We start from the raw sequence: 24,775 nt of genomic DNA on the forward strand, positions 1-24,775 counted from the left end.
TCGTGACCAAAAAAAAGGACTTACAAAATAGTAAGTCCCTCAAAAAATCTAAAAAAAGCAGACCTTAGATTTTATCTTGTACGTCTTGTGCGCCGCCAGTTACAGCATTTCCGGCGCTTGATACGTCTTGGCCAAGGCCTTTAAACGTGTTGCAACCAGTTAGAACAAACATAGCAGCTAAAGATGCGATGATTACTTTTTTCATAATAGTATCCTCAAAGATAAATGAATGGTTATAAATAACAACAGTGACGCTAAGTATCTTGCTCAAGCTTCACTGAAGGGGTATTGGATGAGACAGTCATACATAAATGCTATCGCGCTATCCATTACAGACATCATAATGAAACTTAAAAACGCTGCACAGTATCAAAATGTAATTATTGGCAGTAAACTGTAACTTTTAATTACCTATCGCTCATAAATTTAAATAATAGAGCATCGACTAGTTGTGGAGTAAACAAACATGACCATTCATATCGTGTTGGTCGCCCCAAAAATGCCGAGTAATACTGGCAATATCATTCGACTGTGTGCCAACAGCGGCGCGCAGCTGCATTTAGTCAGACCGTTAGGGTTTGAGCTTGATGACAAAAAACTACGCCGCGCCGGTTTGGATTATCATGAATACGCGCATTTGCAGGTTCATGAAGATTGGGCTGCAGCGAGGCAAGCCTTGCAATCAGCGGACTGCCATATTATCACCGCATTGACCACCAAACTGAGCAAACCATTCTATGATTATGATTTTGGCGGGCAAGCAGACAGTGAAAAACCTGACAATAAAACCATGCCCAATATCGCGCTGGTATTTGGTTCAGAGACAGCAGGACTGGCAGATGATATACGGGAAGATATCGGTGCTGATAATTGGTTGAGATTACCAATGTTGGCTGATTCGCGCAGTCTGAATTTATCCAATAGTGTCGCCATATGTTTGTATGAAATATGGCGACAGCAAGGATTTTTGGGTGATGAAGGACGAAGTGTCGGTTATGAAACGCTGACAGTCTACGATCCGAAATAGCGATATACCAAATGAGCCGATGATATGACTCATTCATCAGTGCTCACTTAGTAAGCAGCTACAGTTAAAAAAGACACTTTTATAGGCAATTGGGCGGCTTGGGTAGTCCAGCTAGACGATTGACATGGCGCGCAACCAATCCTGTATTAAATAGCTGTTGTAGTTTTTGATTGCTGATGTCGTGCTCAGGCAAAGTTTTCTGTAGCCATTTAATCAATGGGCGTGTCGCTGGCGCGTGGTTGAATTTGACAAAAAACGCGCGCACTTGCTGCAAAATCTGCAAATGCTCACTCGTTAGGCTGACATCTAGCGTGTCTGCTAGTTGTTGTGCGATATCAGGTGTCCAAATCGTATGGTCACACAAATGCCCATCTTGATCTAATGCAATATCGGTCGATGCTGTGGCAGTATGAGTTGTCGTAGAGGTATGAGTCGTCATAAGGCAATCGTCACCACTTTATCAAACTGGCTATCCTGAGATAGGCTAATCCATTCTTCATCCGTTAAAATATCAGTCAATTTGCTCTCTAAATTTAGCTTGCCAGCAGTGTTAACTGTCAGCTGCGATATATCATCCGCTAATGCATAAATACCTGCAATACTATCTATTTCACTATCATTCAAATAAGCATTGAGCCAGTCGATAAAAGCGGCTGTGGTACCAAGTAAGATAATACTGTCGCCAGTGCGCCAAGTGCGAGACATCTCTTCAGCACTGCGCCTGAGGGTATTCATCGTGCTGTGTAATTGATATAAAGTTGCCATGACAGTGTCCAAGTGTGTACTTTATTATTTTATAAGTTTGATGATATTGCCAATTAAAAAGTTAAAATCTGCTCAAAATCTTGCGAGCGGATCATTTCTGGCACCAGCATGAGCTGTGAAGTCAGATCTACTGGCATCATCCCAATCACCCAACCACTAAAGACATCATCAGGTAGCCAAGCCGCTGGCATGTCGTAAAGATCAAGCGACTGAATCATACCGTGCAAACGTGATTCAGGCTGCATCAATAAGCCAAAAACAGGTGCATCCAAGTACAGCTGCACTTCATGACCGAATGTCGCTAATGTCAGTGCCAGAGAGCAGCCTTCATAGCTTGCTGCTTCGGTGGGTGTATGCAGCTGGATTAATAATCTCATCATGTATTCCTAAATATGTTTATCGCAGGCTAATGTCGTAATGGATACGCTATCAAAACTGTATTAAGCGGCAGCCATCCTGCATCATCAGAGCGAGCTCACTGAGTCCCACCAACGTAAATCCTGTCGCCAGATTGTCACCATCAAGCTGATGGCGGGTACTGTTATCTGTGTCACTCACACCGCGGCTAAGAGCTGTGCTAACACAAACAGGCAGTGGCAACTGATATTGCTCAGCCAACATTTGCCATTCTTTGGTCAAATTCATTTGATCAGCGGACTGCCAGCGTAGCCGATTCGCCAGATGCGCCGAATCCCCATAAAAAAAGACATTGAGCAATGGCCGTTTGGTGATAGGATTGTCGATGTCTTCTTTATTGACGATATCGTCTGCATGACTATCGATATTATGATCAGCTGATGCGCTCTTAAGATACGCGCGTGCATAACGTAATGCTAAATGCGCTAATGGGTGACTAGGATCAGCGGTAATGAGTAGTAGCGGGGTAGTAGTCATAGGGGACAGTATCACATATTATAAATAAGCGTTTAGAGAGTGTTATAAGGGTGAGACAATATTATTGAAAGGCTATAAATGTTTTGTGTAAAGTAATCTAATCGATTTATAGTCGAACTTTAATATTTCTTAATACCATTGAGTCAAAACGCTATTTTTATTGAGTATAAAGGTGCGCTGCAATGAAGCTGTCTCAAAGCATTTTGATTAAAGACGTTTATGCTACCATAAAGCGACTCAAAGCAAATAGAGTCACTGTTACTAAACAGGGCTTTATGTTTTGTAATGATATATTGAGTATGTTCATCTGATGCTGTGACTGTCTCGTAAGAAAAAACAATAAACTTATGAGTTGGGTTCACGTAGTCTTACCATTCTATGTAAGGAGTTTTTGTCACTATGATACCTGCTATGCCCTCACGTATGAACAGTGGTACAGATTATCAGCCGACAGCAGAGCAACTGCAAGTACTGCAAACAGCCAGTGAGTTTGCTTATCAAATTTGGGAGAGCCGAACGGTTTCCTGCCAAACATTTTTGCGTAGCTACCCACTGAACAGTACGCTGACTCGTCAGCAAATCGATGATCTGATACAAGATTATACGCTAGATGAAAACTATCAACTCGCCGATGAAACGAAAGTCATGAGTGGCTTACGTAATTTGCGTAAGCTGTTAATGATGCGCTGGATTTGGCAAGATGCCTTGCAGATGATTAGTCTTGAGCAATTGACTGATGAGCTATCGGAGTTTGCAGGCGGTTGTATCTCCTTTGCCAAGGACTATACCTATCAGCATTTGATTGCTAAATACGGTGAACCAACCTTTATCAATGAACAAGGCAATGTGCAGATCGATGATATGGCCATCATGGCCATGGGTAAGCTTGGTGCTCAGGAACTGAATTTATCGAGCGATATTGACCTAATATTTGTACATCAAGCGCGCGGCGAAACCAATGGTGACAAGGCAAAGGGCACGCGTAGCATAGACAATAAACGTTTTATGACTCGTCTGGGTCAAGGGATTATTAAGCTGCTTGATAATAAAACCGCTGACGGCTTTGTCTTTCGGGTTGATATGCGCTTGCGTCCATGGGGTGATGGCAGTGATTTGGCCATCCATCTCTCAGCGTTACAGAAATATTTTGCGTTGCATGGACGCGCGTGGGAGCGTTTTGCTTGGCTAAAAGCACGAGTCGTTGGGCAGATAGATCAGCCATTTTATGATGCGATTCAGGCGCTAATCAAACCATTTGTCTTTCGCTATTATGTGGATTACAGCGCGTTTTCAGCACTCAGGGAGATGAAGTCGCTCATTCAAAATCAAGTTGCACAGCGTGAAGATCTAGACAATATTAAGCTTGGCGCGGGCGGTATCAGAGATATTGAGTTTATTGTACAAGCATTTCAGCTGATCTACGGTGGTCGGCATCCTCAGCTACAGGTAAAGCCTTGTTTGGAGGCGATGCAAGTGTTGCGTGAGCTTGGATATCTAGAGCAGATTACCTACGATAACTTACAAGCCGCGTATCGGTTTTTGCGTCGACTTGAGCATGCGATTCAAGCCATTAACGATCAGCAAACCCAAAGACTGCCGCATGATGCTTATTGGCAGCATAATCTTGCAGTGACGCTTGGGTTTAATGATTGGCAGGCATTACTGACCCAATTAAATGCTCATCGAGACAATGTTAATGTGCCATTTGAACGTATGGTGACAGAGCGTCAAGTACCTGACAATGATGATACTGATCTAGAGCCTGAGCATTTAGAAGCGCAAATTGCGCGTTTAAATGAGGTACTAACAAAAGAAAATCGCGAGTTATTGCAGAATTTTTGGCAATCAAAGATGGTTGCCAACCTCAGCGAGGAGGCCCGAGAGCGCTTAGATGATGCGTATCCTGTCATTGTCCACGCGCTATTAGCCCATCAAGAGCAGCAAAAACTTGCCAATGCTGCCTTACCGCGATTGATTGCATTGCTTGAAGCCATTTGCCGACGTTCAATCTACTTGGTCATGATTGCAGAAAACCCCAATGCAACGATTGAGCTGATTCCGATGCTATCGGCAAGCCCGTGGATTGCAAAAGAGTTGGCACAGTATCCTGTATTGTTAGACACCTTTTTACAGCAACACTATCGCCACCTGCCAGATAAGCCTGAGCTGCGTGACATCCTGCGCCAACAGCTATTGCGTGTCGAACCCAATGACGAAGAAGAGCTACTGAGTGTGCTGCGACTGTTCAAGAAAAACCAAGTGTTGGCTGTGGCTGCCAGTGATGTGTTAGCTGAGCGTCCAATCATGAAAGTCTCAGACTCATTGACCTATATTGCTGAGGTGGTACTAGAAGCCGCGCTAGAGCGAGCGTTTGCCGAAATCGTCAACCGCTATGGCTATCCTATCGGTCAAGATGGCGATCCAGTCACTGAGGCTGACTGCGGTTTTGCGATCATTGGCTACGGTAAACTGGGTGGTTTAGAGCTCTCGTATTCTTCCGACTTGGATTTGGTATTCTTACATAAGATAAAAGAGCGCGGCATGACCACTGGTGAAAAGTCAGTCAGTGGCATGAAGTTTGCCGCACGTCTTGTACAAAAGCTGATGAATTATCTCAATACCCAAACGCGAGATGGTAGGGCATATGAGATTGACATGCGTCTGCGTCCGTCGGGCAACGCTGGCATGATGGTGGTATCTTGTCATGCCTTTGAAACCTATCAAATGGACAAAGCGTGGTCATGGGAGCATCAAGCACTGGTGCGCGCTCGGGCGATTTGTGGTGACAGACGAGTGACTGCGCGCTTTTGTGACATTCGCCGAGATGTGCTGGCGCTGCCGCGGACGTTAGAGCAAGTACGCTCTGAGGTCACTAGCATGCGCATAAAAATGCAGAAGCACTTAGGCACCAGCCAGTGGCAACAGCAAGCGGGCAAGTTTCAACTCAAACAAGATGCAGGCGGTATTGTAGACATTGAATTCTTAGCGCAGTTTGCGGTATTGGCCTATTCACATGAGCATCCAAGCTTGACCAAATGGAGCGACAATGTCCGTATTTTTGAAGAAGTTGCTTCACTTGGTATTTGGGAGGAGCAAGTTTGTCAGGCATTAACAGATGCTTATCTTAGAATACGTGCTGCGACTCATCAACTGGCACTATCAGAGCAATCATTATTGGTCGATGAGTCGCTTTGGCAAGAAACACGCGCACTGGTACAAGCACAGTGGCAGCATCTAATGGGCGTAAAATCTAACGAAGAATAATTTTGAGATTTGTTTTTATTAAGGTCTTGCTGATAGCCAAAGAGGCGCTTAAACTGTAAGGCCTTATGATAATTAAAAACCGCAATTAAAAACTATAGGGTCTCAAACCAAAAGATTTCATTTGCCAACACGGCCAGTGATATAATCGGTCACACATCATTATAATACAGTCAAGTGTTCGTCATAATGAAGCTGTGCTTTAAGCAATAAAAATGAACGCTGCAGTGTTATCACACGATGTTGATCACTACTGTTAAATAAAACCTACCTAAAAAAAGTTAGACGTCAGTGCTAGCATAAGGACTATAAAATGAATATGGCAACACAAGATGGTAAGCTTTGGATGAATGGCACGATGATCGAACAGCCAGATGCCAACGTTCATGTGCTTACCCATAGCTTGCATTATGGCATGGCTGTGTTTGAAGGCGTGCGTGCTTATCAAACCGCTGATAATCGCACGGCTATTTTTCGCCTAAAGGAACACACCGAACGTCTCCTTGGTTCGGCAAAAATCTTTCAAATGGACGTGCCGTTTGATGCAGCCACGCTAGAGCAAGCACACAAAGATGTGGTCAAGCAAAATAACTTAGCAGAAGCCTATATTCGTCCGCTTATTTGGGTAGGTGCAGAAAAGCTGGGCTTATCTTCGCGTGATAACAGTATCAATGCCATGGTTGCAGCCTGGCACTGGGGAGCGTACCTCGGAGAAGACGGTATCAAAAACGGTATCCGTGTCAAAACCTCATCATTTACCCACCACATGACCAACGTGACCATGTGTAAGGCCAAGGCTTCGAGCAACTATCCCGTCTCTATCATGGCCAACCAAGAAGTCACTCGTAATGGTTATGACGAGGCCATCTTGATGGATCCGCAAGGGTATGTATGTCAAGGTGCTGGCGAGAACTTGTTTTTAGTCAAAGACGGCGTGCTACATACGCCAGATTTAGCGGGCGGTGCACTAGATGGTATTACTCGCCGTACTATCCTTCAGTTTGCCGCTGATCTCGGTATCAAAGTCGTTGAACGCCGTATCACTCGTGATGAGTTCTACTTAGCAGATGAGATCTTTATGACAGGCACCGCTGCTGAAGTGACACCTATCCGCGAATACGATGATCGTACCATCGGCAATGGCGGCCGCGGACCATTGACTGAGAAACTCCAAACCCTATACTTTGATGTGGTTCATGGTCGTAATGAGAAATATATGGACTGGTTAAGCTTTATTGACTAATAAAGTCGTTAGTTTAAAGACCAAAAAGGCTGAACATAATTGTTCAGTCTTTTTTGTGTTAAAATACTCAGCACAGTATTTATCTACAGTCATAGTGAGCCTTTTTCATGTTTAAAAAAGCTAAGAGCAAAAATAATAACGACGATATTAAACAAATCATCTGCATCAAATGGGGTACCAAATATGGTGCAGATTACGCCAATAAATTGTATGGCATGGTATCTCGCAATATTACGCCACCGTTTCGTTTCGTCTGTTTTACCGATGATACCACCGATGTACGTCCAGAAATCGAATGTCAAGAATTGCCACCATTAGATGTCACGATGCCAACCAACACACTTGGCAAGTGGCCAAAATCACGTTTGTGGGGTGAGAAGTTAGGTGATTTGACAGGGACAGTATTATTTGTAGATTTGGATGTGATTATAGTAGATAGCCTCGATCCTTTCTTTGAATACGGCGAGCCGGACGATGTTATTTTATCTTATAACCCAAGTAACCCGCTAGAGCGCCTCGGCCAGACTTCTTGCTTCCGCTTTCAGGTAGGGTCGCTTGTCTCACTACAAGAAAAATTCAAAGCTGATCCACAAGGCATCGCGGACAAATATCGTTTTGAGCAGCGCTTTGTGACGCGTAACGCCCCAGGCGGGGTTAAGTTATTTCCGAAAAAGTGGGTTGCGCATTTTAGACGCAAATGTCGTCAACCGTTCCCACTTAACTATATCAAAGAGCCAAAGATTCCTAAAGGTGCTCGAATTGTTATTTTCCCTGGCGACTTATATCCTACACATGCGATCGAAGGTAGATATAATAAAAATGCTGCTAACAATGCCAAAGATCACTTAAAAAGATTAGCTGAGCCCAAAAATCTAAAAAGACCACTACGTCACTTGCGTCATTTTATCTTGCCAGTAGGGTGGATCGAAAAGTACTGGAAAGAATAGGTCCCATTATATATTTGAGTATTATCGCATTGCATTAGCAAAGATAAACATTAGTCAGTGAACGGATAAAATTATGAATACAGAAGATACTATTAAAGTCTTTGTTGGTTGTGACCCAAATAACTGTGATCTAGAGCAGATGATGGTATTAGATTATAGTATTCATAAACATACCGGTGTACCCGTTGAGATAGTATGGATGCAGCTGTCACGTGATCCTAATAGCTATTGGTATTCTAATCCTGAGACTGGAGAGGGTTGGAATACCACTAAATGGTCAACGCCTTTTTCAGGCTTTCGCTGGGCAATTCCAGAGTACTGTCAATACTCTGGTCGTGCCATCTACATGGACGCTGATGTCATTATTTTAGATGATTTGGCAAAGCTGTGGCACCATCCTATTGAAGGACAGTCTGTTGTAGCTGCTAAGACTAATGCGGATATGACTCGGTTGTGTACATGCGTATGGGATTGCAAGGCGGCAAAAAACATTGTCCTACCAATTAAAAAACTCAGGAAAGATCCTAAAAGCCATAAAGAAATGATGGCTGTATTCAAAGATAATAATCAGCTCATTGAGCCTTATCAAGATAGTTACAACTGTATAGATGGCGAAAACTTAGCGTTAGAAGATATTAGGATTTTGCATTATTCAGATATGGGTACGCAGTTCAGTCATAAATATTCATTACCTAGAGTCAGTGAAGAAGGTATCGAGCACTGGTTTGACGGTGAAATAATGTCGCACCCGAGGCAGGATTTATCTGAGGTTTTTGATGAATATTATAACGAAGCACTTGCTGCTGGATACGATTTAGACAGTTATAGGGTGGAACCTTTCGGTCATTTTCCTAAAAAATCTCAAGAAAGGTATACCGGTAATAAGGTGACTCGTCCACACGCTTCTAAATCATTTTTTTCGAAGCTATTTAAACGCTAGTTTTTTAATGAAGCAATGATAAGCCTTTCTAAGAAGGTGAAAAATTACTCCATAGGTTATCGTGTATGAAGCAGCGTAAAAAAACAGTGTTACTCGTTATTAATTGTCTACAAGGCGGTGGTGCGGAACGTGTCGTATTAACATTGGGGCAAGGGTTTTATGAATTGGGCTATGAAGTACATATTCTAAGATTTAAGCCGTTAGTACAGTATGACTTAAGTCCGAATTTTAACTACCATGTACTTAAGTTTAAGCCGTATAAACTTATACCAGGGGCACAAAGACGTGACCAGATTTTTGCACGTGCTGTTGATAAATACGTGTCGAAAAATATCGGTCAGCCTGACATCATACTGTCCAACTTAGATCGTGCCGATAGTATTCTAAGTAATAGTAAACTGCCTAATATCACTTATATTATTCATAACACAGTATCACTACTCTATAAGTTTAATAAAAATCACGACGCTGAGCAGTTAAAGCAAAGAATGATAGATATATATGCCAAGCATCCTTGTGTGTGCGTCAGTGAAGGCGCTCAAAAAGATTTTGTTAAGAGCTTTGGTCATATTACGCCAACCACTGCCATTCATAATCCAATAGATAAAAACAGTATTCAACAACAAGCCGATGCTTTTGTCCCTGACTACCAAAACTATATTATCCATGTCGGTAGTTTCAAAGATGCCAAGCGTCATGATGTATTGGTAAATGCTTATGCAAAAACAGATCAATCTATGCCTTTACTGCTCTTGGGTCAAGGGAAGCATAAAAGTGAAACAGAGCGACTGGTAACAGAGTTAAGCCTAGAAGACAAAGTAATATTTTTAGGATTTCGTGATAATCCCTTCCCTTATATCAAAAATGCGCAGTTTAAAATACTGACCTCTGACTGGGAGGGTTTTGCTTTAGTTATTGCCGAAGCTCTTGTGCTAGGTACTCCTGTTATCAGTACCAACTGTCCATCAGGCCCAAGTGAATTATTACCAGAACGTAACTTAATGCCGATGGGCGATGTTGATGCCATTGCCGTAAAAATGCAGCAAGCGATGAGTAATCCGCAAGCGTTTAATGCGCCATTCGATGAAGCGCTGCTACCAGCCAAAATAGCAGAAAGATACGTAGAATTTACCCAAAATCTTTAGCTGGCAAAACAGTTGGGCCGCTACATCTCTAAGTCTAAATATTTATTTTTAAGAATACTTAATAAATGATTGATAATACTACAGAAAAAAAAGAAAATTCGAATAGTAAAGAAAAAGTGCTATTGGTTATTAACTGCTTGCAAGGTGGCGGTGCAGAGCGTTCGGTCTTGACGCTGGGACAAGGTTTTCACGAGTTAGGTTATGATGTCCATATTTTACGCTTCAAATCTAAAGTAGCTTATGAGCTCAATGATGATATTACTTATCATCAACTAGACCTAAATGATTATAACTCTATACCTACTAAAAGTCTTAGGTACTGGTATTTTGCAAAAGTATTAGACAGATACGTGCTTAAAGAGATTGGTACTCCAATATTGACGCTAGCGAATTTAGATAAAGCCGATATGGTCTTGCGCCATAGTAGTCTGCCCAATATCGCACACGTAATTAGAAATACTATTTCTAAAAAAATTGAATTGTTTAGAAGCCAAGGCAAAAAAGCAAATGATAAAAGATTAAGCAATATATATTCTCGGCATCCTTGTATATGTATTAGTAAAGGAGTCGAAAAAGACTTTCAAGCTACATTGGGTGTGATGAATACAACGACAATATACAACCCGATTGACCAAAGACAGATTGTGCAATTGGCATCAGAGTTTGAGCCAGAGTTTGACAGTTACATTATTCACGTTGGTAGTTTTAAGACTCAAAAAGCTCATGAAGTATTGATTAGAAGTTATGCAAAGACTCGGAAAACATTGCCACTTCTATTATTGGGTGAAGGTGTATTGCTGGCGTCAATGAAAGAGCTGGTTACTTCTTTAGGTTTGGATAACCGTGTACATTTTTTAGGTTTTCAAAAAAATCCATATCCTTATATCCAAAAAGCACAGTTTATGGTTTTGTCATCAGTCTTTGAGGGATTTGGACGGGTTATTGCTGAATCACTGGCTTTAGGGACACCTGTTATCAGTACAGACTGCCCATCGGGTCCAAGTGAGTTGCTACCACCACACAACCTCGTCCCTGTGGGAGATATTGATACATTAGCTAAGAAGATGGATGAAGCAATGGAGAAGGCTGACACATATCAGTCCTCGTTTGACAAAGAGTTATCACCAATTAATATTGCTCAACAATATATAGATTTTATGAGAACTAATGGTTAGACATTACTCGGTTGCAGCCTTGATAAAAGGTGTAGGGTGTAGTCGTGTAGTAATATATGAGATAGACTAATCCAACCACCATTTAGACCAATCATCTCTGTGCAACTGCCGTAGAGTAGCAAAAGCACTGTCATTATTCTGCAGTTTTTCAAACACTGCCAGTAACATGGTCGTGGCCAATTTATCAACTTTCTGAAATTTATTATAGCGTTTTCGCATATTTCTCAAGCTATCATCGGTGCCGATACGAAAATAAGTAAGACCATCGTACAGAGGCAAGTCACCAGCATAAAGCATATCGGTTTTTTCAGTTAGCAAAGGTATAGATTCAGCATTAGTGGATAACTGCAGAAAGTTTTTGGTTTCATAAGTACGTAAAGTATTCATTAGAGTTACGACATTCATTAAGATAGCTGCTCTATGAGTATTGTTTGAATGATCAATAAACGTATCGCAAGCAGAGACAATCCAGCGCAACGACAGATGTGTCAATAAATAGTCGCTCTCTGCTTCCCATAGTCTTTCAAATTCAGCGAATGTTTTATCTATTTTGTACTTACGGCGCATTAGTATAATAAGCGTGTTGTGATAAAAGCAGAGCTCAGACTCACCAAGCGATTTGTATTTCAAGTTATTCAAATGGATTTCTAAATCTGTGCTTTTACGCTCGTTAGTTAACGCTTCAATATCACACATTGATTCAGTAATGGTTGTTGCTTTCATCTCATCAAAGCTTCTATCATTATAGGTTTTGATAATCTTACCCGCATTCAATCTTTTTTCGCTTCGAAAGATCAATATCAATTTTCTCTGCCAACTTGAAGGTGTAGCCATGTTATCAAAATCCTTTAAAAATATATAAAGATATTAGCGCCTTAATCTCTATGATATAAGCCTTAAAGATCATTGTTATTTGTTTAAACTGAATAATATTGTCTATACCAATCGACAAATTGTTTGATACCTTCTTCGATACTCGTTTCAGGTCTGAATCCGATATCATCTACCAATTCATCTATGTCGGCGTAAGTAATCGGTACGTCGCCTGCTTGCATGGGCAATAAGTTTTCCTGTGCCTTTTTACCACAAGCATCTTCAATGGCAGTAATAAAACGGCGCAAAGTGACAGGCTGATTATTACCAATGTTGTAAATCTTGTAGGGGGCAGCTGCAGTCGTAATAGTAGAATGCTGGGGCAAAGGTGCTTTATTAATAATGCGAATGATACCGTTGACGATATCATCAATGTATGTAAAGTCACGCTGCATATCACCATTATTAAATACATTAATTGGCTCGCCAGCTAGAATTTTCTTTGTGAACGAAAAATATGCCATATCAGGTCGACCATAAGGACCATAAACAGTGAAGAACCTTAATCCTGTCGTAGGAATATTATATAAATGGCTATAGCTATGTGCCATAAGCTCGTTGGATTTTTTGGTGGCGGCATATAGGCTGATAGGAAAATCAACGCAGTCAGACGTTGTGAATGGCTGCTTAATATTCATACCGTAGACAGAGCTAGAGCTGGCATAGATCAGATGCTTGATATCATGATGACGGCAGCCTTCTAGAATATTAACAAAGCCAACCACATTTGAGTCGATATAGGCATTAGGGTTTTCGATAGAATAGCGCACACCTGCTTGGGCACCTAAATTAACAACCGTATCAAATTGATAGGTGGAAAAAAGCTCAGACATGGCTTCACGATCAGCAAGGTCTAACTTAATAAATGTAAAACTTTCTGGATCTGATATCTCACCTAATATTCTCAAACGCGCTTCTTTTAGATCTGTATCATAATAGTCGTTGATATTGTCGATACCAACGATACAGTAATCCCTAGCAGATAGATCTGTTTCTAGGATCGCCTTGATTAAATGAAAACCAATAAAACCCGCCGCCCCAGTGACCAGTATTTTCATTAATCGCTCCCAAATAGATCTCGCGTAAACACTTTATCCGCCACATCTTTTATCTCATCAGATAGGCGGTTTGCGACAATGACATCACTCATTGATTTAAAGGTGTCTAAATCTTGAATCACACGCGAATTAAAGAAATTGTCTTCTTTTAGCACAGGCTCGTAGACAACGACTTCTATACCTTTTGCCTTGATACGTTTCATGATGCCTTGTATGGCAGATGCTCTAAAGTTATCTGACCCACTTTTCATTACTAGGCGATGTATTCCCACGATTTTTGGCTGTCTTTCGATGATTTTATCGGCAATAAAGTCTTTGCGGGTTCTATTAGAATCGACAATGGCCTTTATTAGGTTGCTTGGCACTTCATCGTAATTTGCTAATAACTGCTTAGTATCTTTGGGCAGACAGTAGCCGCCATAGCCAAAGGAAGGGTTATTATAATGATTGCCAATACGAGGGTCTAAGCCAATCCCTTCGATGATTTGTTTGGTGTCGAGTCCAAACGTCTGAGCATAAGTATCAAGCTCATTAAAGTAGGCCACACGCATGGCCAAATAGGTATTAGAGAATAACTTAATCGCTTCAGCCTCAGTGGATTCTACAAATAAGAGGGGCACATCTTTTTTGATTGCGCCTTCAAGTAATAAATTGGCAAATATTCGAGCCTGCTCAGTCTGTGCGCCTACAATGATACGTGAAGGATAAAGATTGTCATGTAGTGCCTTACCTTCTCGCAAAAACTCAGGCGAAAAAATAATGCGATCAGTCGCATAACGTTCTTTGATACTGGTTGTGTAACCTACTGGCACTGTAGACTTAATAATAATGGTTGCTTGTTGATTCACTAACAGCACTTGCTCAATGACGGCTTCTACTGTGGAGGTATTGAAATAATTGGTCTTGGTATCATAATCAGTCGGCGTGGCAACGATGATGAAATCTGCACCTTTATAAGCTTCTTTGGCATCCAGCGTTGCAGAAAAATTGAGCTCTTTGTTCAATAAAAAATTGTCGATATCTGTATCTTCGATAGGGGATTGCTTATTATTTAGCAATTCTACCTTTTCAGCGACAATGTCGACAGCAACGACTTCATTATGCTGTGCTAACAGCATTGCATTCGATAAGCCTACGTAGCCTGTACCTACTACTGCTATTTTCATAATATATCCAAGTGATTTTTGAGCTTTTATTGGTTTAGATCAAGAGGAAGTGAAATTAATCACCATTCAATCTTAAACTAAATTTATTTATCGGTGCTTGCTATCAAAGAAGCAGGTAGATAAGCCAAGAATTTGTGCCTCATGGCTTGGCTGATTTTTTTATATAAGTCTGACTCAAGAAGATCCAAACTTTGAATACAGCCATATTTAATAGTTTTATCTTCTAAGGCAAGAATAAAATCTTCTACGCTACTCTCGTTTTTTAGATAGTTGATAGAGGTGTTAGGTTTTAAACTTGCTTCGCCTTTTTGAATTTTTAGATGATTCATTAGCGTTATAGGATTCACTTGGGCCACATCTCTAAATTTATATTTTATCTGCTCGGTCAATAATTGCGGATGATTCAACAAATGGGACTTTAAGATATTTTTATCGACAATATGAGGATAGTGATGAATTTCAAAAAACTGATTCATGCCCAGTATTTTAGCACTTAACATTTGCGCGATAGTATGCCTTGGCTGTATCGGTGTGCCAAACAATTTAAAGCGTGATTTTCGAAAATTGAGCTTGGCACTCAAAGCAGCACTTTTACGCCACTCACCATGAATGATTAGCTTCTCACTGTCTAAAAAGTCATCTATCGTCACTGGTTGATTAAAAAAGAAATCATCGTTCATATAGATAAAATAGTCAGACAATCCTTGGATATTCCAAATCATCGTCTCAATTGATCGAGTGTTGAAGGTCGGTAAAAATTCTTCATAACCCGAAAATATTTCCTTGTGATCGACAATACGTATTTTATCTGCTGCACAGATATTTTGCTTGGCAAATTCATCAATGAATGCAGGTTTTTGTTGGTCGGTGACCACATAAATATGACGGCAAAAAGGCACGTATTTGATGATAGAGGCAATATTATAGTATATCTCATCATCACTTGCGAAGCGGGTGGCAGTTATGGCATCTGACGCTACGGTGTTACTTGGCTTGTAGGACTCTCTTTTTTGTTTGAGTATAGGATCTGCGCCATCCACCCAAGCGATGACAACGTCTACTGTTTTCTCATCAAGTTGCTGCATGATTGATCCTGTTTTTTTTCAATAGGTGTCTTTAGTGGCTATACATTCTATTTAAATGTTGATTCTACTTAGATCAGCTATGATATTTATTGACACCTGTATTAGCAAGGGTTAACTGATTTATAAAATCAACAATATTCATGATTTTTTACGCGTCAGTTGATAAGCCTAGCTTATACTGTAGTGAATAAAAGTAGATGAGACTAGCATAAAGAACCAAAATCCTGCAATCATTGTGAACATGGATGCCTTGTATGACTATCATTCAAAAAACCAAGTTGAGATATCAATGCCCATCATTCTATTTATTTTAAAAGCGCTTGAAGGCCGCGGTGCTGAGCGGATGGTCACAACGTTAGCAAGCGCTTATGCAAAAATGGGTCATAGTGTTCATATTCTATGTCTAGAAGAAACACAGGATATGCCGCTAGATGCTGACGTTCACTATCATATCGTGCCATACGATGAGGTTTTTTCTGAGCAAGATATTGAGCCAAACTCTAAACAGGCACAGGCTTACGTGGCAGTCGCTAAGCGTATTGATGAGTATGTGCTTAGCCAAATAGGGAGGCCAAATCTGATATTGGCTAATATTTATAAAGTGAATTGGATTATGGCGTACAGCCAATTACCCAACATCGTGAATGTGCTGCATACAGCGCTATCTAAGCAGTTTCAACAGCAATTATCTAATCAGCCACTACAGACGATAAATCATTTACGTATGGTCTACGGCGCTCATCCGTGTAGCTGTGTCAGCGAGGGTGCACGCAAAGACTTAAACTCGCTTTTAGGAGACATCACACAAACGACGACCATCTATAATCCTTGTGATGCTGCTTGGATTCAGAGCCAAGCAGCACAAATACCGCGTATCGAATCGTTTGGCTTGAGAGACAAACACTATATGATTCATGTGGCGTCATTTGATACCATGAAGGGCCATCGAGATTTATTGCACGCTTATGCAAAGACAGCGCGGACATTGCCATTAGTATTGGTCGGTAAAGGCAAGCTTGAAGCAGAGATTAAAGCGCTAGCGTTTCAACTTAAGATTAGTGACTGTGTTAGGTTTTTGGGCTTTCAGAGTAATCCTTATCCGATCATTGCCTCAGCGGCATTGATGGTGCTCACCTCTAAGTTTGAGGGTTTTGGCTATGTCATTGTAGAGGCGCAAGCACTTGGCGTACCAGTAATCAGTACCGATTGTCCATTTGGTCCAAGAGAGCTGCTACCGACTGAAAACTTGGTAGCTGTCGGGGATATTGAGGGACTGGCGATGCTCATCGATCAAGCAGTAGACAATCTGACGAATTACATAGTGCCGCTAAATCAGCAGCTATTGCCAAATCATATCGCGCAGCAATATCTAAAGTTTGGTCTATTGGTAAAGCAAGGTGCTAGACAGTAGAGACGAGAGATTAGAGAGTATCAAATAGAGATTTGGAGACAGGAGAGTGATTGACGACATCGACACCGTGAGTCTTATAAGTTCTACCCAATAAGTTAAACGAAGGTACGATGCGCTCGTTCATGACTTTATTTAGCGTTGTTGGGACACGGTTGTGGTTGTTTTCATAAAACCGTGGTTGATCGCTATTGAGTAAGTCAATCCCGTATAGGTGAATGGTCGCTGCATGGCGTGAGAAAGCCAGCTGTGTGGCTACGTAAGCAACCGTACCCGCCTCGACAAATCCATGAGTGACATTGAGGGAGACGCCGATCTCAGTTGCGCTTTGACTGCTATCAATAACAAAATTCGGATGATTGATAAAGTAGGATAAAGGCATTTTCTTATTCAGGCGTTTTTTCTTAAATATGAGCTTATTGAATGATAGCTTATTTGATTTGACGCCCCATGGTCTGTCTACTGGATACAATACCCGCATGGCGTGATGATACGTACGCATGATATCAGGGCGAGTCGTGGCCATCGCTTCAAAGACGGCTAATGTTGCATACAAAGGTTGACCCGTATAATGCTGCCGTAGAATTTCAGGTTGATGATTGATAAAGCGCGCATCACTGATGACATAACCAGCAATATGATCGAAGGCGTGGTGCTCAGTAAGGCTGATACTACCGTTGACAAAAATAGTGGGCGTGTCTAATAGTTCTGACAACGATAGTTGTTGTACCGATGGGCCTGAGGCAATAATATTGACGTCTTGTCCAAGCAAGCTTTGCTCTGTTTCATTGGCATTAAAAGCATTAATAATGATGAGCTCGTTATTAATGTTGAACCCAGCGGTAGCAGGTAATCTTAAATATAACGCCATACTATTTTCCAGTCGTTGACCTCAAATAACTTGTATCCTAATGCATTGCCTTCAAATTGTTTGGACTATTGGTGAACTATATACACATGGTTCATGGCTATATATTTACTGCCAGTATTGCTTTAACCATGGGCTTGGTTTTACATGTCGATACCATTTACCGCCGCTACCGGCAATGGCATCGGGCGGGTTAATCTCGCCATGAAAGATGACGATTTTTGCATTATCTGGCAGTGTAGGTGTCCGCACAAAGTTAAAAGGGATGGGCGCGATACATTGATACTTGAAGCTCACGCACCATGTCTTATCCCAGTACTCTAGGTGATGATGCTCGCGCAAATAGTTAGAGAGGTAAGCCTGCTCATGGCGTACTTGGGTGCGAATGGTTTCAAAATTGCGCTCAAAGTTTGCCAGCAAATCAGGATAGGTATTCATGCCAATATTAAAGCGATACACGGAGCTATTGCCAATCATACGCCACGGCTTTTTCCAGTCGCGGATGATGACCACACTGTCTTCGTGCTTCGCTTGATAAGTGAAAAACGCATCAATATTATCGACAATCACAATATCAATATCTAAGAATAGTGCCACACCTTTTAAATCATATAGCTCAGGTTTAAAGGTCGTGAGCTTTTTCCAGCCACGTTCAGGACCTGCTGGTAGATCCATGTCAGGTATGGGATAACAAGCAATCGCAGGATCAATACCTGTGCTGTCATCAGTTAGGCAAACCATTTGAAAATCTAAGCTCAGATGACGGCTCACCATATTGTACAAACGATTGACGTATTCAGGACCGTATTTATCACCCCATTTCATACAAATGATATAACGCTGTTCAGCAGTATGGTTTTGTGTTGGTTCTATAGGTAAGGTTTTAGTTACGTCAGATGTCATAATGCACTCGTAGTGAGATAATAGTGAGGTAAATGAAGGGCTAATAAAAATTAGAGGGTACAGAACTTAGCCAATATTAGCATAACTGTGATTGATGATATGTCTAAATCAGTAAACTATAGTACAGTTATTACTTGCGATTATCGATGTTAGTGTCATCAGTAAAAGAACCACTTACATCGTTACCAGAACGACTTCCAGTAGCGTGATGAGACCGAATAAAGGCTGCTAAAGTGGCTTTATCTTTTCGGTAAGGATTGCCTAGATTTGGTATGCGCTTAAAACGTCGATAGCCCCACATATAGTGACTATAGTTGTCTTTAATCATATGCTCCATGGCTTGATTGAGTGCGTGAGTCGCTACTTCGGTATTGCGGTCATATAGCGCTGGATCGTCGAGCTTATAGCAGTAAATATCAAAACCGCGTCCATCATTACGACGAATACAAGACAAGCCAACTAAGGCACATTTGGTTTTGCTCGCCAGTTTTGAGGCAAGTGTACTGGTTAATGTTTTGATACCAAAGAAAGGAACGACTACGCCGCCTGACGGATCTGGGACGTGGTCTGGTAATACAATACTAAAGCCGCCTTGCTTGAGGGTTTTAAACACGGCTTTAACACCGCTACCATCGGTAGGCACCAAGGTTGCATTGAGACGCGCACGCCCTTGAAGAATAAACTCATTAGCGAATCTGCCGTCTACAGGCTTGTACATAATAGTTGGCGAACCAAACTGATTGAGCCACGCGTTCATCATCTCCCATGTACCGAGATGAGGGACGATAGCAAGCATGCCATTGGGATTGGCAAGACCTTCTAGTAGAATATCTTTATTATGGACGTCACGAATCTGGGCAATACTCCATTCAGGTGGCATTGCCCAGCTTTTGATAGATTCAATACTGGTCAGACATTGATGATAGATGATGTCTTTGGTCAGTGCGCGTTTTTGCGGCTCAGACAATTTGTCCGTAATCAGCGCCATATTGATATGAATGGTACGCATGATGCTGAGACTTGGTATCTTGACGATAACCCAAGCGACAAAACGTGCCAGCATCTGTAGTACAGACAATGGCACGAATTTAAAAACATGATACGGATTCATAACCACTCACATGGCGATGAATCGCGTAACAAGCACTGTAGACAGCAATAGTACATCATCAAATGTTTTATTGAGCAGGTTTGTTGGTGTCAGCCTGTGCTTTTTCACGCACACGGATACCAAGATCACGTAACTGTTTGCTATCCACTCCAGCAGGTGCTTGAGTTAGGGGGCACTCAGCAGTTTTGGTTTTTGGAAATGCGATCACATCACGGATAGAGTCAGCGCCTACCATAAGCATAATCAAGCGATCCAAACCAAACGCCAAGCCACCATGCGGCGGTGCACCAAATTTTAGGGCATCAAGTAAGAAGCCAAATTTGTCTTCTGCCTCTTGCTCGCCGATACCCAATGCCTCAAGGACGGCTTGCTGCATATCATAGGTATTGATACGTAAGCTACCACCACCAATCTCAGTGCCGTTCAACACCATGTCATAAGCGATAGATAGCGCAGACTCTGGGTTGTTTTTCAGCGCTTCAACAGAGCCTCTAGGCTTGGTAAATGGATGATGCATTGACGTCCATTGACCGTCATCGGTTTGCTCAAACATCGGGAAGTCAGTCACCCATAGCGGCGCCCACTCACAAGTTGTCATTTCAAGGTCTAGACCGATTTTCTGGCGTAATGCGCCGATTGCGTCATTCACGACACTGGCTTTATCTGCACCAAAGAAGATAATATCGCCATCTTCTGCAGCAGTACGCTCAATCAAATTCACAAGTACATCATCAGTCATATTTTTGATGATTGGTGATTGTAGGCCAGACTCTTTGTCCACACCATTGTTGATGAGGCTTGCGTCATTGACTTTGATATAAGCCAAGCCGCGTGCACCATAAATACCAACAAACTTGGTATAAGCATCGATTTGCTTACGGCTCAATGAAGCGCCACCAGGAATGCGAAGGGCAGCGACGCGACCTTTAGGATCGTTAGCGGGACCTGCAAATACTTTGAAATCAACGTCTTTCATCAAGTCTGCAACGTCAACCAGTTTCAATGGAATACGTAAATCAGGCTTGTCTGATGCATAGTCGCGCATTGCTTCAGCGTACGTCATGCGAGGGAATTGCTCGAACTCAACATCCATCATGGTCTTGAACAAATGCTTGATCAGACCCTCATTGATGTTCATGATCTCTTCTTCGTTCAAGAAAGATGTCTCGATATCGACCTGAGTGAACTCAGGCTGACGATCGGCACGTAAATCTTCATCACGGAAGCATTTCGCGATTTGATAATAACGGTCAAAACCTGACACCATCAATAACTGCTTAAATAACTGTGGTGATTGCGGCAGGGCAAAGAAGTTACCAGGACGGGTACGTGATGGTACAAGATAATCACGCGCACCTTCAGGCGTTGCACGAGTCAGAATAGGGGTCTCTACATCCAAGAAACCATGATCATCTAAATAACGACGAATCGCTGACGTTGCCTTGGCACGGAATACCATACGCTCTTGCATTTGCGGACGACGCATATCGAGATAGCGATATTTTAGACGTAAGTCTTCTGACACAGTCGTTTTTTCGTCATTCAATGGGAATGGCGGGGTTTCAGATTTGGCCAGTACTTCAATTTCTTTGCCCAATAGCTCAATTTGGCCACTGGTCATATTGTTATTTTCAGTACCTTCATAACGACGACGTACGCGGCCAGTGATTTTTAGTACGTATTCAGGACGTACCGCATCGGCCGTTGCAAAAGCTTCTGGTGTATCAGGATCGACAACCACCTGCAAGATACCCGCGCGGTCACGCATGTCTAAGAAAATCACGCCACCGTGATCGCGACGACGATGTACCCAGCCTACGATACTAATGGTTTGCTCAAGCAAGCTCTCGGTTACAGCTCCGCAATACTCGTCTCGGTATTCGCTTTGCGTCATAGTGCTTTGCGTCATAATATTGTTATCCAGTTATCAGCCCAATTCGAAGTACAATAATGCAGCCATTGCTGTGCGTTTCAAGCGATTTGCAAAAAAAACACACAAACAACGCGATCAAGACAAAGGGTCATCACGTTGGCTGCAGAAAATTTGATATAAACGCATATTATGCCTAATCTACCTTTGTTATACAACCGGCTGAGTTCAATCAAAGCGCAGCCATGCATTGGTATCGGCTGTATTTATTGAGCGATATCTATATTAGGTTAAATATTGTCATTTTGCTTGAAAATACCAGCGAGCGTGCGCATATCAACCGTACCTGAATAAAAACATCTATATTGATATACCTACTGACTTGAGGATTTGTAATCATGCTATTTCATCCACCAAAAAACCCGGTTGAGCTAAAAGTAAGACACTTAAATGAAGCGCAAAAACAGCGCCGTGAAGATTTAATGGAAGCCACCCAAGGCAAAGCTGCGCTTAAAGCATTCAAAAAAGCCATGGCAAAAAAAGCCAAGCAGGCGCTAAAAGCAAAAAGCAAAAAGCAGAAAAAAAATACTGACAATGCCTCGCAAGTTTTTGTTTTGGATTTTGAAGGTGATATCAAAGCCACTGCCGTTAAGCATCTGCGCGAAGAAATCAGCACCTTAATCAGTACGGCTAACAAAGGCGATGAAGTGATTGTACGCCTCGAATCAGGGGGCGGTTTGGTGCATGGTTATGGATTGGCAGCCGCGCAATTGGTGCGCTTAAGGGACGCTGGCCTAAAGCTCACAGTATGCGTCGATAAAGTGGCGGCAAGTGGTGGCTACATGATGGCGTGCGTGGCAGACAATGTGGTGGCAGCGCCATTTGCGATTATTGGCTCAATCGGCGTGGTGTCACAATTGCCAAACTTTCATAAATGGCTCAAAAACCATGATGTCGATTATGAGATGTTTACGGCTGGCGACTATAAACGCACGGTGACTGTATTTGGCGAAAACGATGCCGAAGATCGTGCCAAATACCAAGAAGAGCTAGAGCAGACGCACGAGCTATTCAAGCATTTCGTCAATACTTATCGTCCAGAATTAGATGTTGCCAAAGTGGCCACAGGTGAGCATTGGTATGGTGAAGATGCGTTAAAGCTTAACCTGATTGACAGCTTGCAGACCTCTGACAGCTACATTTTAGAGCGTATGGAAGACAATGAGGTGTACGCATTACATTCACGTCAGAAACCTACGCTGGCAGAGAAGCTGGGCCTTGCGCAAGCCGCAGAAGCGACGCTCAGTATGGCAGTGGATAAACTGCCAGATGCGCTCGCACGTTTTGAGTCAAACAGCCGCTTGAATATTCTAAAATAGTGTTAGATATCATTATGATGTCTGATGGCTAATATTTTAGCGGTCATATGTTCAGCAATACACTGTTTGTATTTTGTAAAAGGCGTGTCCTAACGGGTCGCGCCTTTTTGCTGTTTAATCATAATTGCTGTGTTATAAATGTAGGATACAGAAAACAGTATACGTCCGTACACTAAAGCTCGCATTAAAGATCTAGCAGAGCTTTTTGTCAAAACCCGATTTAGACAATCAATAAAGAAAAGGAAGTCATTTATGTCTAGCGACAATTTAATGTTTACCGCAACGGAACATGGTCAAGCCATGCATGCCAAAGTCAAAGCGTTCATTGAAACGCATATTGAACCCATCGAAGCCCAATTCTGGGAAGAATGTCATAAGAAAAATCCTGATGGAAATTGGGAAAACTGGGAATGGCCAGACGCTTATGACAACCTACGCAAACAAGCACGTGAAGCGGGTTTATGGAACTTATTCTTACCTGACGACACCTTAGGTGCAGGGCTTTCAGTCACTGACTATGCACCGATTGCAGAGCTGACGGGTCGCAGTTTGCTCGCGCCGCATGTGTTTAACTGCAATGCGCCTGACAGCGGCAATATGGAGCTATTATGGCGCTATGGTACGCAAGAACAGCAAGACAAATGGCTCACGCCGCTATTAGAAGGTGAGACCCGCTCAGTGTTTTGTATGACTGAGCCTGATGTGGCCTCAAGCGATGCCACCAATATGCAAGCAACTGCTGTGGTCGATGGTGATGAAATTGTCATTAACGGTAGCAAATGGTGGTCATCGGGCCTTGGCGATCCTGCGGTTGATATTTTGATTGTTATGGCCTATACCGCGGATGAAAGCGCAGATCGTCATCATCAGCACTCGATGGTACTGGTACCAGTCAATACTGCGGGTGTGAATATCAAACGTATGCTTAAAGTGTTTGGCGATTATGATGCGCCGCACGGTCATGGTGAGATCAGCTTTGATAATGTACGTGTGCCCGTCAGTCATTTTATTGGTGGGCCGGGTAAGGGTTTTGAGATTGCGCAAGGTCGCTTGGGGCCAGGTCGTATTCATCACTGCATGCGTTGTATCGGCGCGGCTGAGAAGTCTTTAGAGCTGGCGGTGAAACGCGGCATGTCGCGCACGGCCTTTGGTAAACCATTACTACAATTGGGTGGAAACTTTGAGCGTATCTCTGAGGCGCGTATCAAAATTGATCAAGCGCGCTTGCTAACCCTTTATGCGGCGCAAAAAATGGATGCTCAAGGAACCAAAGCGGCATTGACTGAAATCTCTGCGATCAAAGTGGTTGCGCCAACGGTGCTACAAGAAGTGGTTGATATGGCGATTCAGATTCATGGTGGCATGGGTGTGTGCCAAGACACATTGTTACCAAATTTCTATGCGCAAGCTCGTGTGCTACGGTTGGCAGATGGTCCTGATGAAGTACATAAAACCATGATTGCCAAGCTAGAGCTAAAGCGTCAGGGCTTTAGCCGTTCTAAGTCTAACAAAGCCTAATATTAATCATTGGGTGTGAGTAAACCTTAAGTTGCTCACGCCACTATTGCTGAAAATAAAAAATTGGAAATTCACTATTAACGATTTAGTAGTGAATTTTTCATCACTATGACTGTTTTTTACTACTATAAGTATAAGT

23 protein-coding genes are annotated in these 24,775 nt (G+C 42.2%); 10 read left to right on the forward strand and 13 right to left on the reverse strand.

The features are described 5' to 3' along the window. Nucleotides 1–64 precede the first annotated feature (64 nt). Nucleotides 65–205 (reverse strand): entericidin A/B family lipoprotein, encoded by a 141-nt coding sequence (locus tag AC58CZ_RS06845; protein WP_058023870.1) that lies wholly within the window; start codon nucleotides 203–205, stop codon nucleotides 65–67. 261 nt (nucleotides 206–466) lie between these two features. Here AC58CZ_RS06845 and AC58CZ_RS06850 point away from each other — a divergent pair, with 261 nt between their 5' ends. Next, complete coding sequence (locus AC58CZ_RS06850) at nucleotides 467–1,027, forward strand: TrmH family RNA methyltransferase (RefSeq protein WP_494224438.1); 561 nt, start codon at nucleotides 467–469, stop codon at nucleotides 1,025–1,027. 79 nt (nucleotides 1,028–1,106) lie between these two features. Here AC58CZ_RS06850 and AC58CZ_RS06855 read toward each other — a convergent pair whose 3' ends face one another. Genes AC58CZ_RS06855 through tusD form a run of 4 tightly spaced genes read right to left on the reverse strand, consistent with a single transcriptional unit; the run spans nucleotide 1,107 to nucleotide 2,686 of the window. After that, the gene (locus AC58CZ_RS06855; protein ID WP_102092846.1) at nucleotides 1,107–1,466 is read right to left on the reverse strand and encodes a TusE/DsrC/DsvC family sulfur relay protein; all 360 of its coding nucleotides are present in this window, start codon (nucleotides 1,464–1,466) and stop codon (nucleotides 1,107–1,109) included. Then, on the reverse strand, nucleotides 1,463–1,792 hold the full coding sequence (locus AC58CZ_RS06860) for a hypothetical protein (RefSeq protein ID WP_134292185.1): 330 nt from the start codon (nucleotides 1,790–1,792) through the stop codon (nucleotides 1,463–1,465). The genes AC58CZ_RS06855 and AC58CZ_RS06860 overlap by 4 nt, the downstream gene beginning before the upstream one ends. A gap of 53 nt (nucleotides 1,793–1,845) precedes the next feature. Continuing rightward, nucleotides 1,846–2,169, reverse strand: coding sequence for a hypothetical protein (locus AC58CZ_RS06865; RefSeq protein WP_494224439.1), 324 nt, complete (start codon nucleotides 2,167–2,169; stop codon nucleotides 1,846–1,848). A gap of 52 nt (nucleotides 2,170–2,221) precedes the next feature. Beyond that, nucleotides 2,222–2,686 (reverse strand): sulfurtransferase complex subunit TusD, encoded by a 465-nt coding sequence (gene tusD, locus AC58CZ_RS06870; protein ID WP_058023865.1) that lies wholly within the window; start codon nucleotides 2,684–2,686, stop codon nucleotides 2,222–2,224. A 399-nt stretch (nucleotides 2,687–3,085) separates the two neighbouring features. Here tusD and glnE point away from each other — a divergent pair, with 399 nt between their 5' ends. The 6 genes from glnE (at nucleotide 3,086) to AC58CZ_RS06900 (ending at nucleotide 11,397) form a co-directional block, all read left to right on the forward strand. After that, nucleotides 3,086–5,950 carry a bifunctional [glutamate--ammonia ligase]-adenylyl-L-tyrosine phosphorylase/[glutamate--ammonia-ligase] adenylyltransferase gene (gene glnE, locus AC58CZ_RS06875; RefSeq protein ID WP_494224440.1) on the forward strand — a complete coding sequence of 955 codons (2,865 nt, stop codon included), beginning with the start codon at nucleotides 3,086–3,088 and terminating at the stop codon, nucleotides 5,948–5,950. 310 nt (nucleotides 5,951–6,260) lie between these two features. Continuing rightward, the gene (locus tag AC58CZ_RS06880) at nucleotides 6,261–7,190 is read left to right on the forward strand and encodes a branched-chain amino acid transaminase (RefSeq protein WP_494224441.1); all 930 of its coding nucleotides are present in this window, start codon (nucleotides 6,261–6,263) and stop codon (nucleotides 7,188–7,190) included. Nucleotides 7,191–7,297: 107 nt separating this feature from the next. After that, nucleotides 7,298–8,137, forward strand: a complete 840-nt coding sequence (locus AC58CZ_RS06885; protein ID WP_494224442.1) for a glycosyl transferase — start codon at nucleotides 7,298–7,300, stop codon at nucleotides 8,135–8,137. Between the two features lie 73 nt (nucleotides 8,138–8,210). Further along, a complete protein-coding gene (locus AC58CZ_RS06890; protein ID WP_494224443.1) occupies nucleotides 8,211–9,077 on the forward strand; it encodes a glycosyltransferase in 867 nt (288 codons plus the stop codon). 65 nt (nucleotides 9,078–9,142) lie between these two features. After that, the gene (locus tag AC58CZ_RS06895) at nucleotides 9,143–10,222 is read left to right on the forward strand and encodes a glycosyltransferase (protein ID WP_494224444.1); all 1,080 of its coding nucleotides are present in this window, start codon (nucleotides 9,143–9,145) and stop codon (nucleotides 10,220–10,222) included. A 65-nt stretch (nucleotides 10,223–10,287) separates the two neighbouring features. Next, complete coding sequence (locus AC58CZ_RS06900) at nucleotides 10,288–11,397, forward strand: glycosyltransferase (protein ID WP_238063347.1); 1,110 nt, start codon at nucleotides 10,288–10,290, stop codon at nucleotides 11,395–11,397. Nucleotides 11,398–11,463: 66 nt separating this feature from the next. Here the strand turns inward: AC58CZ_RS06900 and AC58CZ_RS06905 are convergent, their stop codons facing one another. The 4 genes from AC58CZ_RS06905 to AC58CZ_RS06920 all read right to left on the reverse strand — a co-directional run bounded on the left by AC58CZ_RS06905 (nucleotide 11,464) and on the right by AC58CZ_RS06920 (nucleotide 15,579). After that, nucleotides 11,464–12,231 (reverse strand): hypothetical protein, encoded by a 768-nt coding sequence (locus AC58CZ_RS06905; RefSeq protein WP_494224445.1) that lies wholly within the window; start codon nucleotides 12,229–12,231, stop codon nucleotides 11,464–11,466. An 83-nt stretch (nucleotides 12,232–12,314) separates the two neighbouring features. Further along, nucleotides 12,315–13,328: an NAD-dependent epimerase/dehydratase family protein gene (locus AC58CZ_RS06910; protein WP_494224446.1), complete on the reverse strand. Its 1,014-nt coding sequence runs from the start codon at nucleotides 13,326–13,328 to the stop codon at nucleotides 12,315–12,317. After that, nucleotides 13,328–14,494 carry a nucleotide sugar dehydrogenase gene (locus AC58CZ_RS06915; protein WP_494224447.1) on the reverse strand — a complete coding sequence of 389 codons (1,167 nt, stop codon included), beginning with the start codon at nucleotides 14,492–14,494 and terminating at the stop codon, nucleotides 13,328–13,330. The genes AC58CZ_RS06910 and AC58CZ_RS06915 overlap by 1 nt, the downstream gene beginning before the upstream one ends. Before the next feature lie 83 nt (nucleotides 14,495–14,577). Next, complete coding sequence (locus AC58CZ_RS06920) at nucleotides 14,578–15,579, reverse strand: stealth family protein (protein ID WP_494224448.1); 1,002 nt, start codon at nucleotides 15,577–15,579, stop codon at nucleotides 14,578–14,580. 289 nt (nucleotides 15,580–15,868) lie between these two features. On the opposite strand from AC58CZ_RS06920, the gene AC58CZ_RS06925 reads away from it, so the two are divergent. After that, nucleotides 15,869–16,990, forward strand: coding sequence for a glycosyltransferase (locus AC58CZ_RS06925; protein WP_494224449.1), 1,122 nt, complete (start codon nucleotides 15,869–15,871; stop codon nucleotides 16,988–16,990). Nucleotides 16,991–17,000: 10 nt separating this feature from the next. Here the strand turns inward: AC58CZ_RS06925 and AC58CZ_RS06930 are convergent, their stop codons facing one another. The 4 genes from AC58CZ_RS06930 to aspS all read right to left on the reverse strand — a co-directional run bounded on the left by AC58CZ_RS06930 (nucleotide 17,001) and on the right by aspS (nucleotide 21,763). Further along, the gene (locus AC58CZ_RS06930; protein ID WP_494224450.1) at nucleotides 17,001–17,858 is read right to left on the reverse strand and encodes a WaaZ-like lipopolysaccharide core biosynthesis protein; all 858 of its coding nucleotides are present in this window, start codon (nucleotides 17,856–17,858) and stop codon (nucleotides 17,001–17,003) included. Between the two features lie 105 nt (nucleotides 17,859–17,963). Beyond that, a complete protein-coding gene (locus tag AC58CZ_RS06935) occupies nucleotides 17,964–18,758 on the reverse strand; it encodes a glycosyltransferase (protein WP_423725428.1) in 795 nt (264 codons plus the stop codon). Between the two features lie 130 nt (nucleotides 18,759–18,888). Then, nucleotides 18,889–19,869, reverse strand: coding sequence for an LpxL/LpxP family acyltransferase (locus AC58CZ_RS06940; RefSeq protein ID WP_494224451.1), 981 nt, complete (start codon nucleotides 19,867–19,869; stop codon nucleotides 18,889–18,891). Between the two features lie 67 nt (nucleotides 19,870–19,936). After that, complete coding sequence (aspS, locus tag AC58CZ_RS06945) at nucleotides 19,937–21,763, reverse strand: aspartate--tRNA ligase (RefSeq protein ID WP_494224469.1); 1,827 nt, start codon at nucleotides 21,761–21,763, stop codon at nucleotides 19,937–19,939. Nucleotides 21,764–22,137: 374 nt separating this feature from the next. On the opposite strand from aspS, the gene sohB reads away from it, so the two are divergent. Further along, nucleotides 22,138–23,118 (forward strand): protease SohB, encoded by a 981-nt coding sequence (sohB, locus tag AC58CZ_RS06950; RefSeq protein WP_494224452.1) that lies wholly within the window; start codon nucleotides 22,138–22,140, stop codon nucleotides 23,116–23,118. 270 nt (nucleotides 23,119–23,388) lie between these two features. Beyond that, on the forward strand, nucleotides 23,389–24,636 hold the full coding sequence (locus AC58CZ_RS06955) for an acyl-CoA dehydrogenase family protein (RefSeq protein ID WP_071003587.1): 1,248 nt from the start codon (nucleotides 23,389–23,391) through the stop codon (nucleotides 24,634–24,636). The last annotated feature ends 139 nt before the right edge of the window (nucleotides 24,637–24,775 follow it).

The organism is Psychrobacter sp. CR212 (assembly GCF_059693765.1).

Excerpts from the sequence above, each read along its gene's own strand:
- AC58CZ_RS06845 (WP_058023870.1), bottom strand. The coding sequence starts at position 205 with ATGAAAAAAGTAATCATCGCATCTTTAGCTGCTATGTTTGTTCTAACT.
- AC58CZ_RS06850 (WP_494224438.1), top strand. The coding sequence starts at position 467 with ATGACCATTCATATCGTGTTGGTCGCCCCAAAAATGCCGAGTAATACT.
- AC58CZ_RS06855 (WP_102092846.1), bottom strand. The coding sequence starts at position 1,466 with ATGACGACTCATACCTCTACGACAACTCATACTGCCACAGCATCGACC.
- AC58CZ_RS06860 (WP_134292185.1), bottom strand. The coding sequence starts at position 1,792 with ATGGCAACTTTATATCAATTACACAGCACGATGAATACCCTCAGGCGC.
- AC58CZ_RS06865 (WP_494224439.1), bottom strand. The coding sequence starts at position 2,169 with ATGAGATTATTAATCCAGCTGCATACACCCACCGAAGCAGCAAGCTAT.
- tusD (WP_058023865.1), bottom strand. The coding sequence starts at position 2,686 with ATGACTACTACCCCGCTACTACTCATTACCGCTGATCCTAGTCACCCA.
- glnE (WP_494224440.1), top strand. The coding sequence starts at position 3,086 with ATGATACCTGCTATGCCCTCACGTATGAACAGTGGTACAGATTATCAG.
- AC58CZ_RS06880 (WP_494224441.1), top strand. The coding sequence starts at position 6,261 with ATGAATATGGCAACACAAGATGGTAAGCTTTGGATGAATGGCACGATG.
- AC58CZ_RS06885 (WP_494224442.1), top strand. The coding sequence starts at position 7,298 with ATGTTTAAAAAAGCTAAGAGCAAAAATAATAACGACGATATTAAACAA.
- AC58CZ_RS06890 (WP_494224443.1), top strand. The coding sequence starts at position 8,211 with ATGAATACAGAAGATACTATTAAAGTCTTTGTTGGTTGTGACCCAAAT.
- AC58CZ_RS06895 (WP_494224444.1), top strand. The coding sequence starts at position 9,143 with ATGAAGCAGCGTAAAAAAACAGTGTTACTCGTTATTAATTGTCTACAA.
- AC58CZ_RS06900 (WP_238063347.1), top strand. The coding sequence starts at position 10,288 with ATGATTGATAATACTACAGAAAAAAAAGAAAATTCGAATAGTAAAGAA.
- AC58CZ_RS06905 (WP_494224445.1), bottom strand. The coding sequence starts at position 12,231 with ATGGCTACACCTTCAAGTTGGCAGAGAAAATTGATATTGATCTTTCGA.
- AC58CZ_RS06910 (WP_494224446.1), bottom strand. The coding sequence starts at position 13,328 with ATGAAAATACTGGTCACTGGGGCGGCGGGTTTTATTGGTTTTCATTTA.
- AC58CZ_RS06915 (WP_494224447.1), bottom strand. The coding sequence starts at position 14,494 with ATGAAAATAGCAGTAGTAGGTACAGGCTACGTAGGCTTATCGAATGCA.
- AC58CZ_RS06920 (WP_494224448.1), bottom strand. The coding sequence starts at position 15,579 with ATGCAGCAACTTGATGAGAAAACAGTAGACGTTGTCATCGCTTGGGTG.
- AC58CZ_RS06925 (WP_494224449.1), top strand. The coding sequence starts at position 15,869 with ATGCCCATCATTCTATTTATTTTAAAAGCGCTTGAAGGCCGCGGTGCT.
- AC58CZ_RS06930 (WP_494224450.1), bottom strand. The coding sequence starts at position 17,858 with ATGGCGTTATATTTAAGATTACCTGCTACCGCTGGGTTCAACATTAAT.
- AC58CZ_RS06935 (WP_423725428.1), bottom strand. The coding sequence starts at position 18,758 with ATGACATCTGACGTAACTAAAACCTTACCTATAGAACCAACACAAAAC.
- AC58CZ_RS06940 (WP_494224451.1), bottom strand. The coding sequence starts at position 19,869 with ATGAATCCGTATCATGTTTTTAAATTCGTGCCATTGTCTGTACTACAG.
- aspS (WP_494224469.1), bottom strand. The coding sequence starts at position 21,763 with ATGACGCAAAGCGAATACCGAGACGAGTATTGCGGAGCTGTAACCGAG.
- sohB (WP_494224452.1), top strand. The coding sequence starts at position 22,138 with ATGCTATTTCATCCACCAAAAAACCCGGTTGAGCTAAAAGTAAGACAC.
- AC58CZ_RS06955 (WP_071003587.1), top strand. The coding sequence starts at position 23,389 with ATGTTTACCGCAACGGAACATGGTCAAGCCATGCATGCCAAAGTCAAA.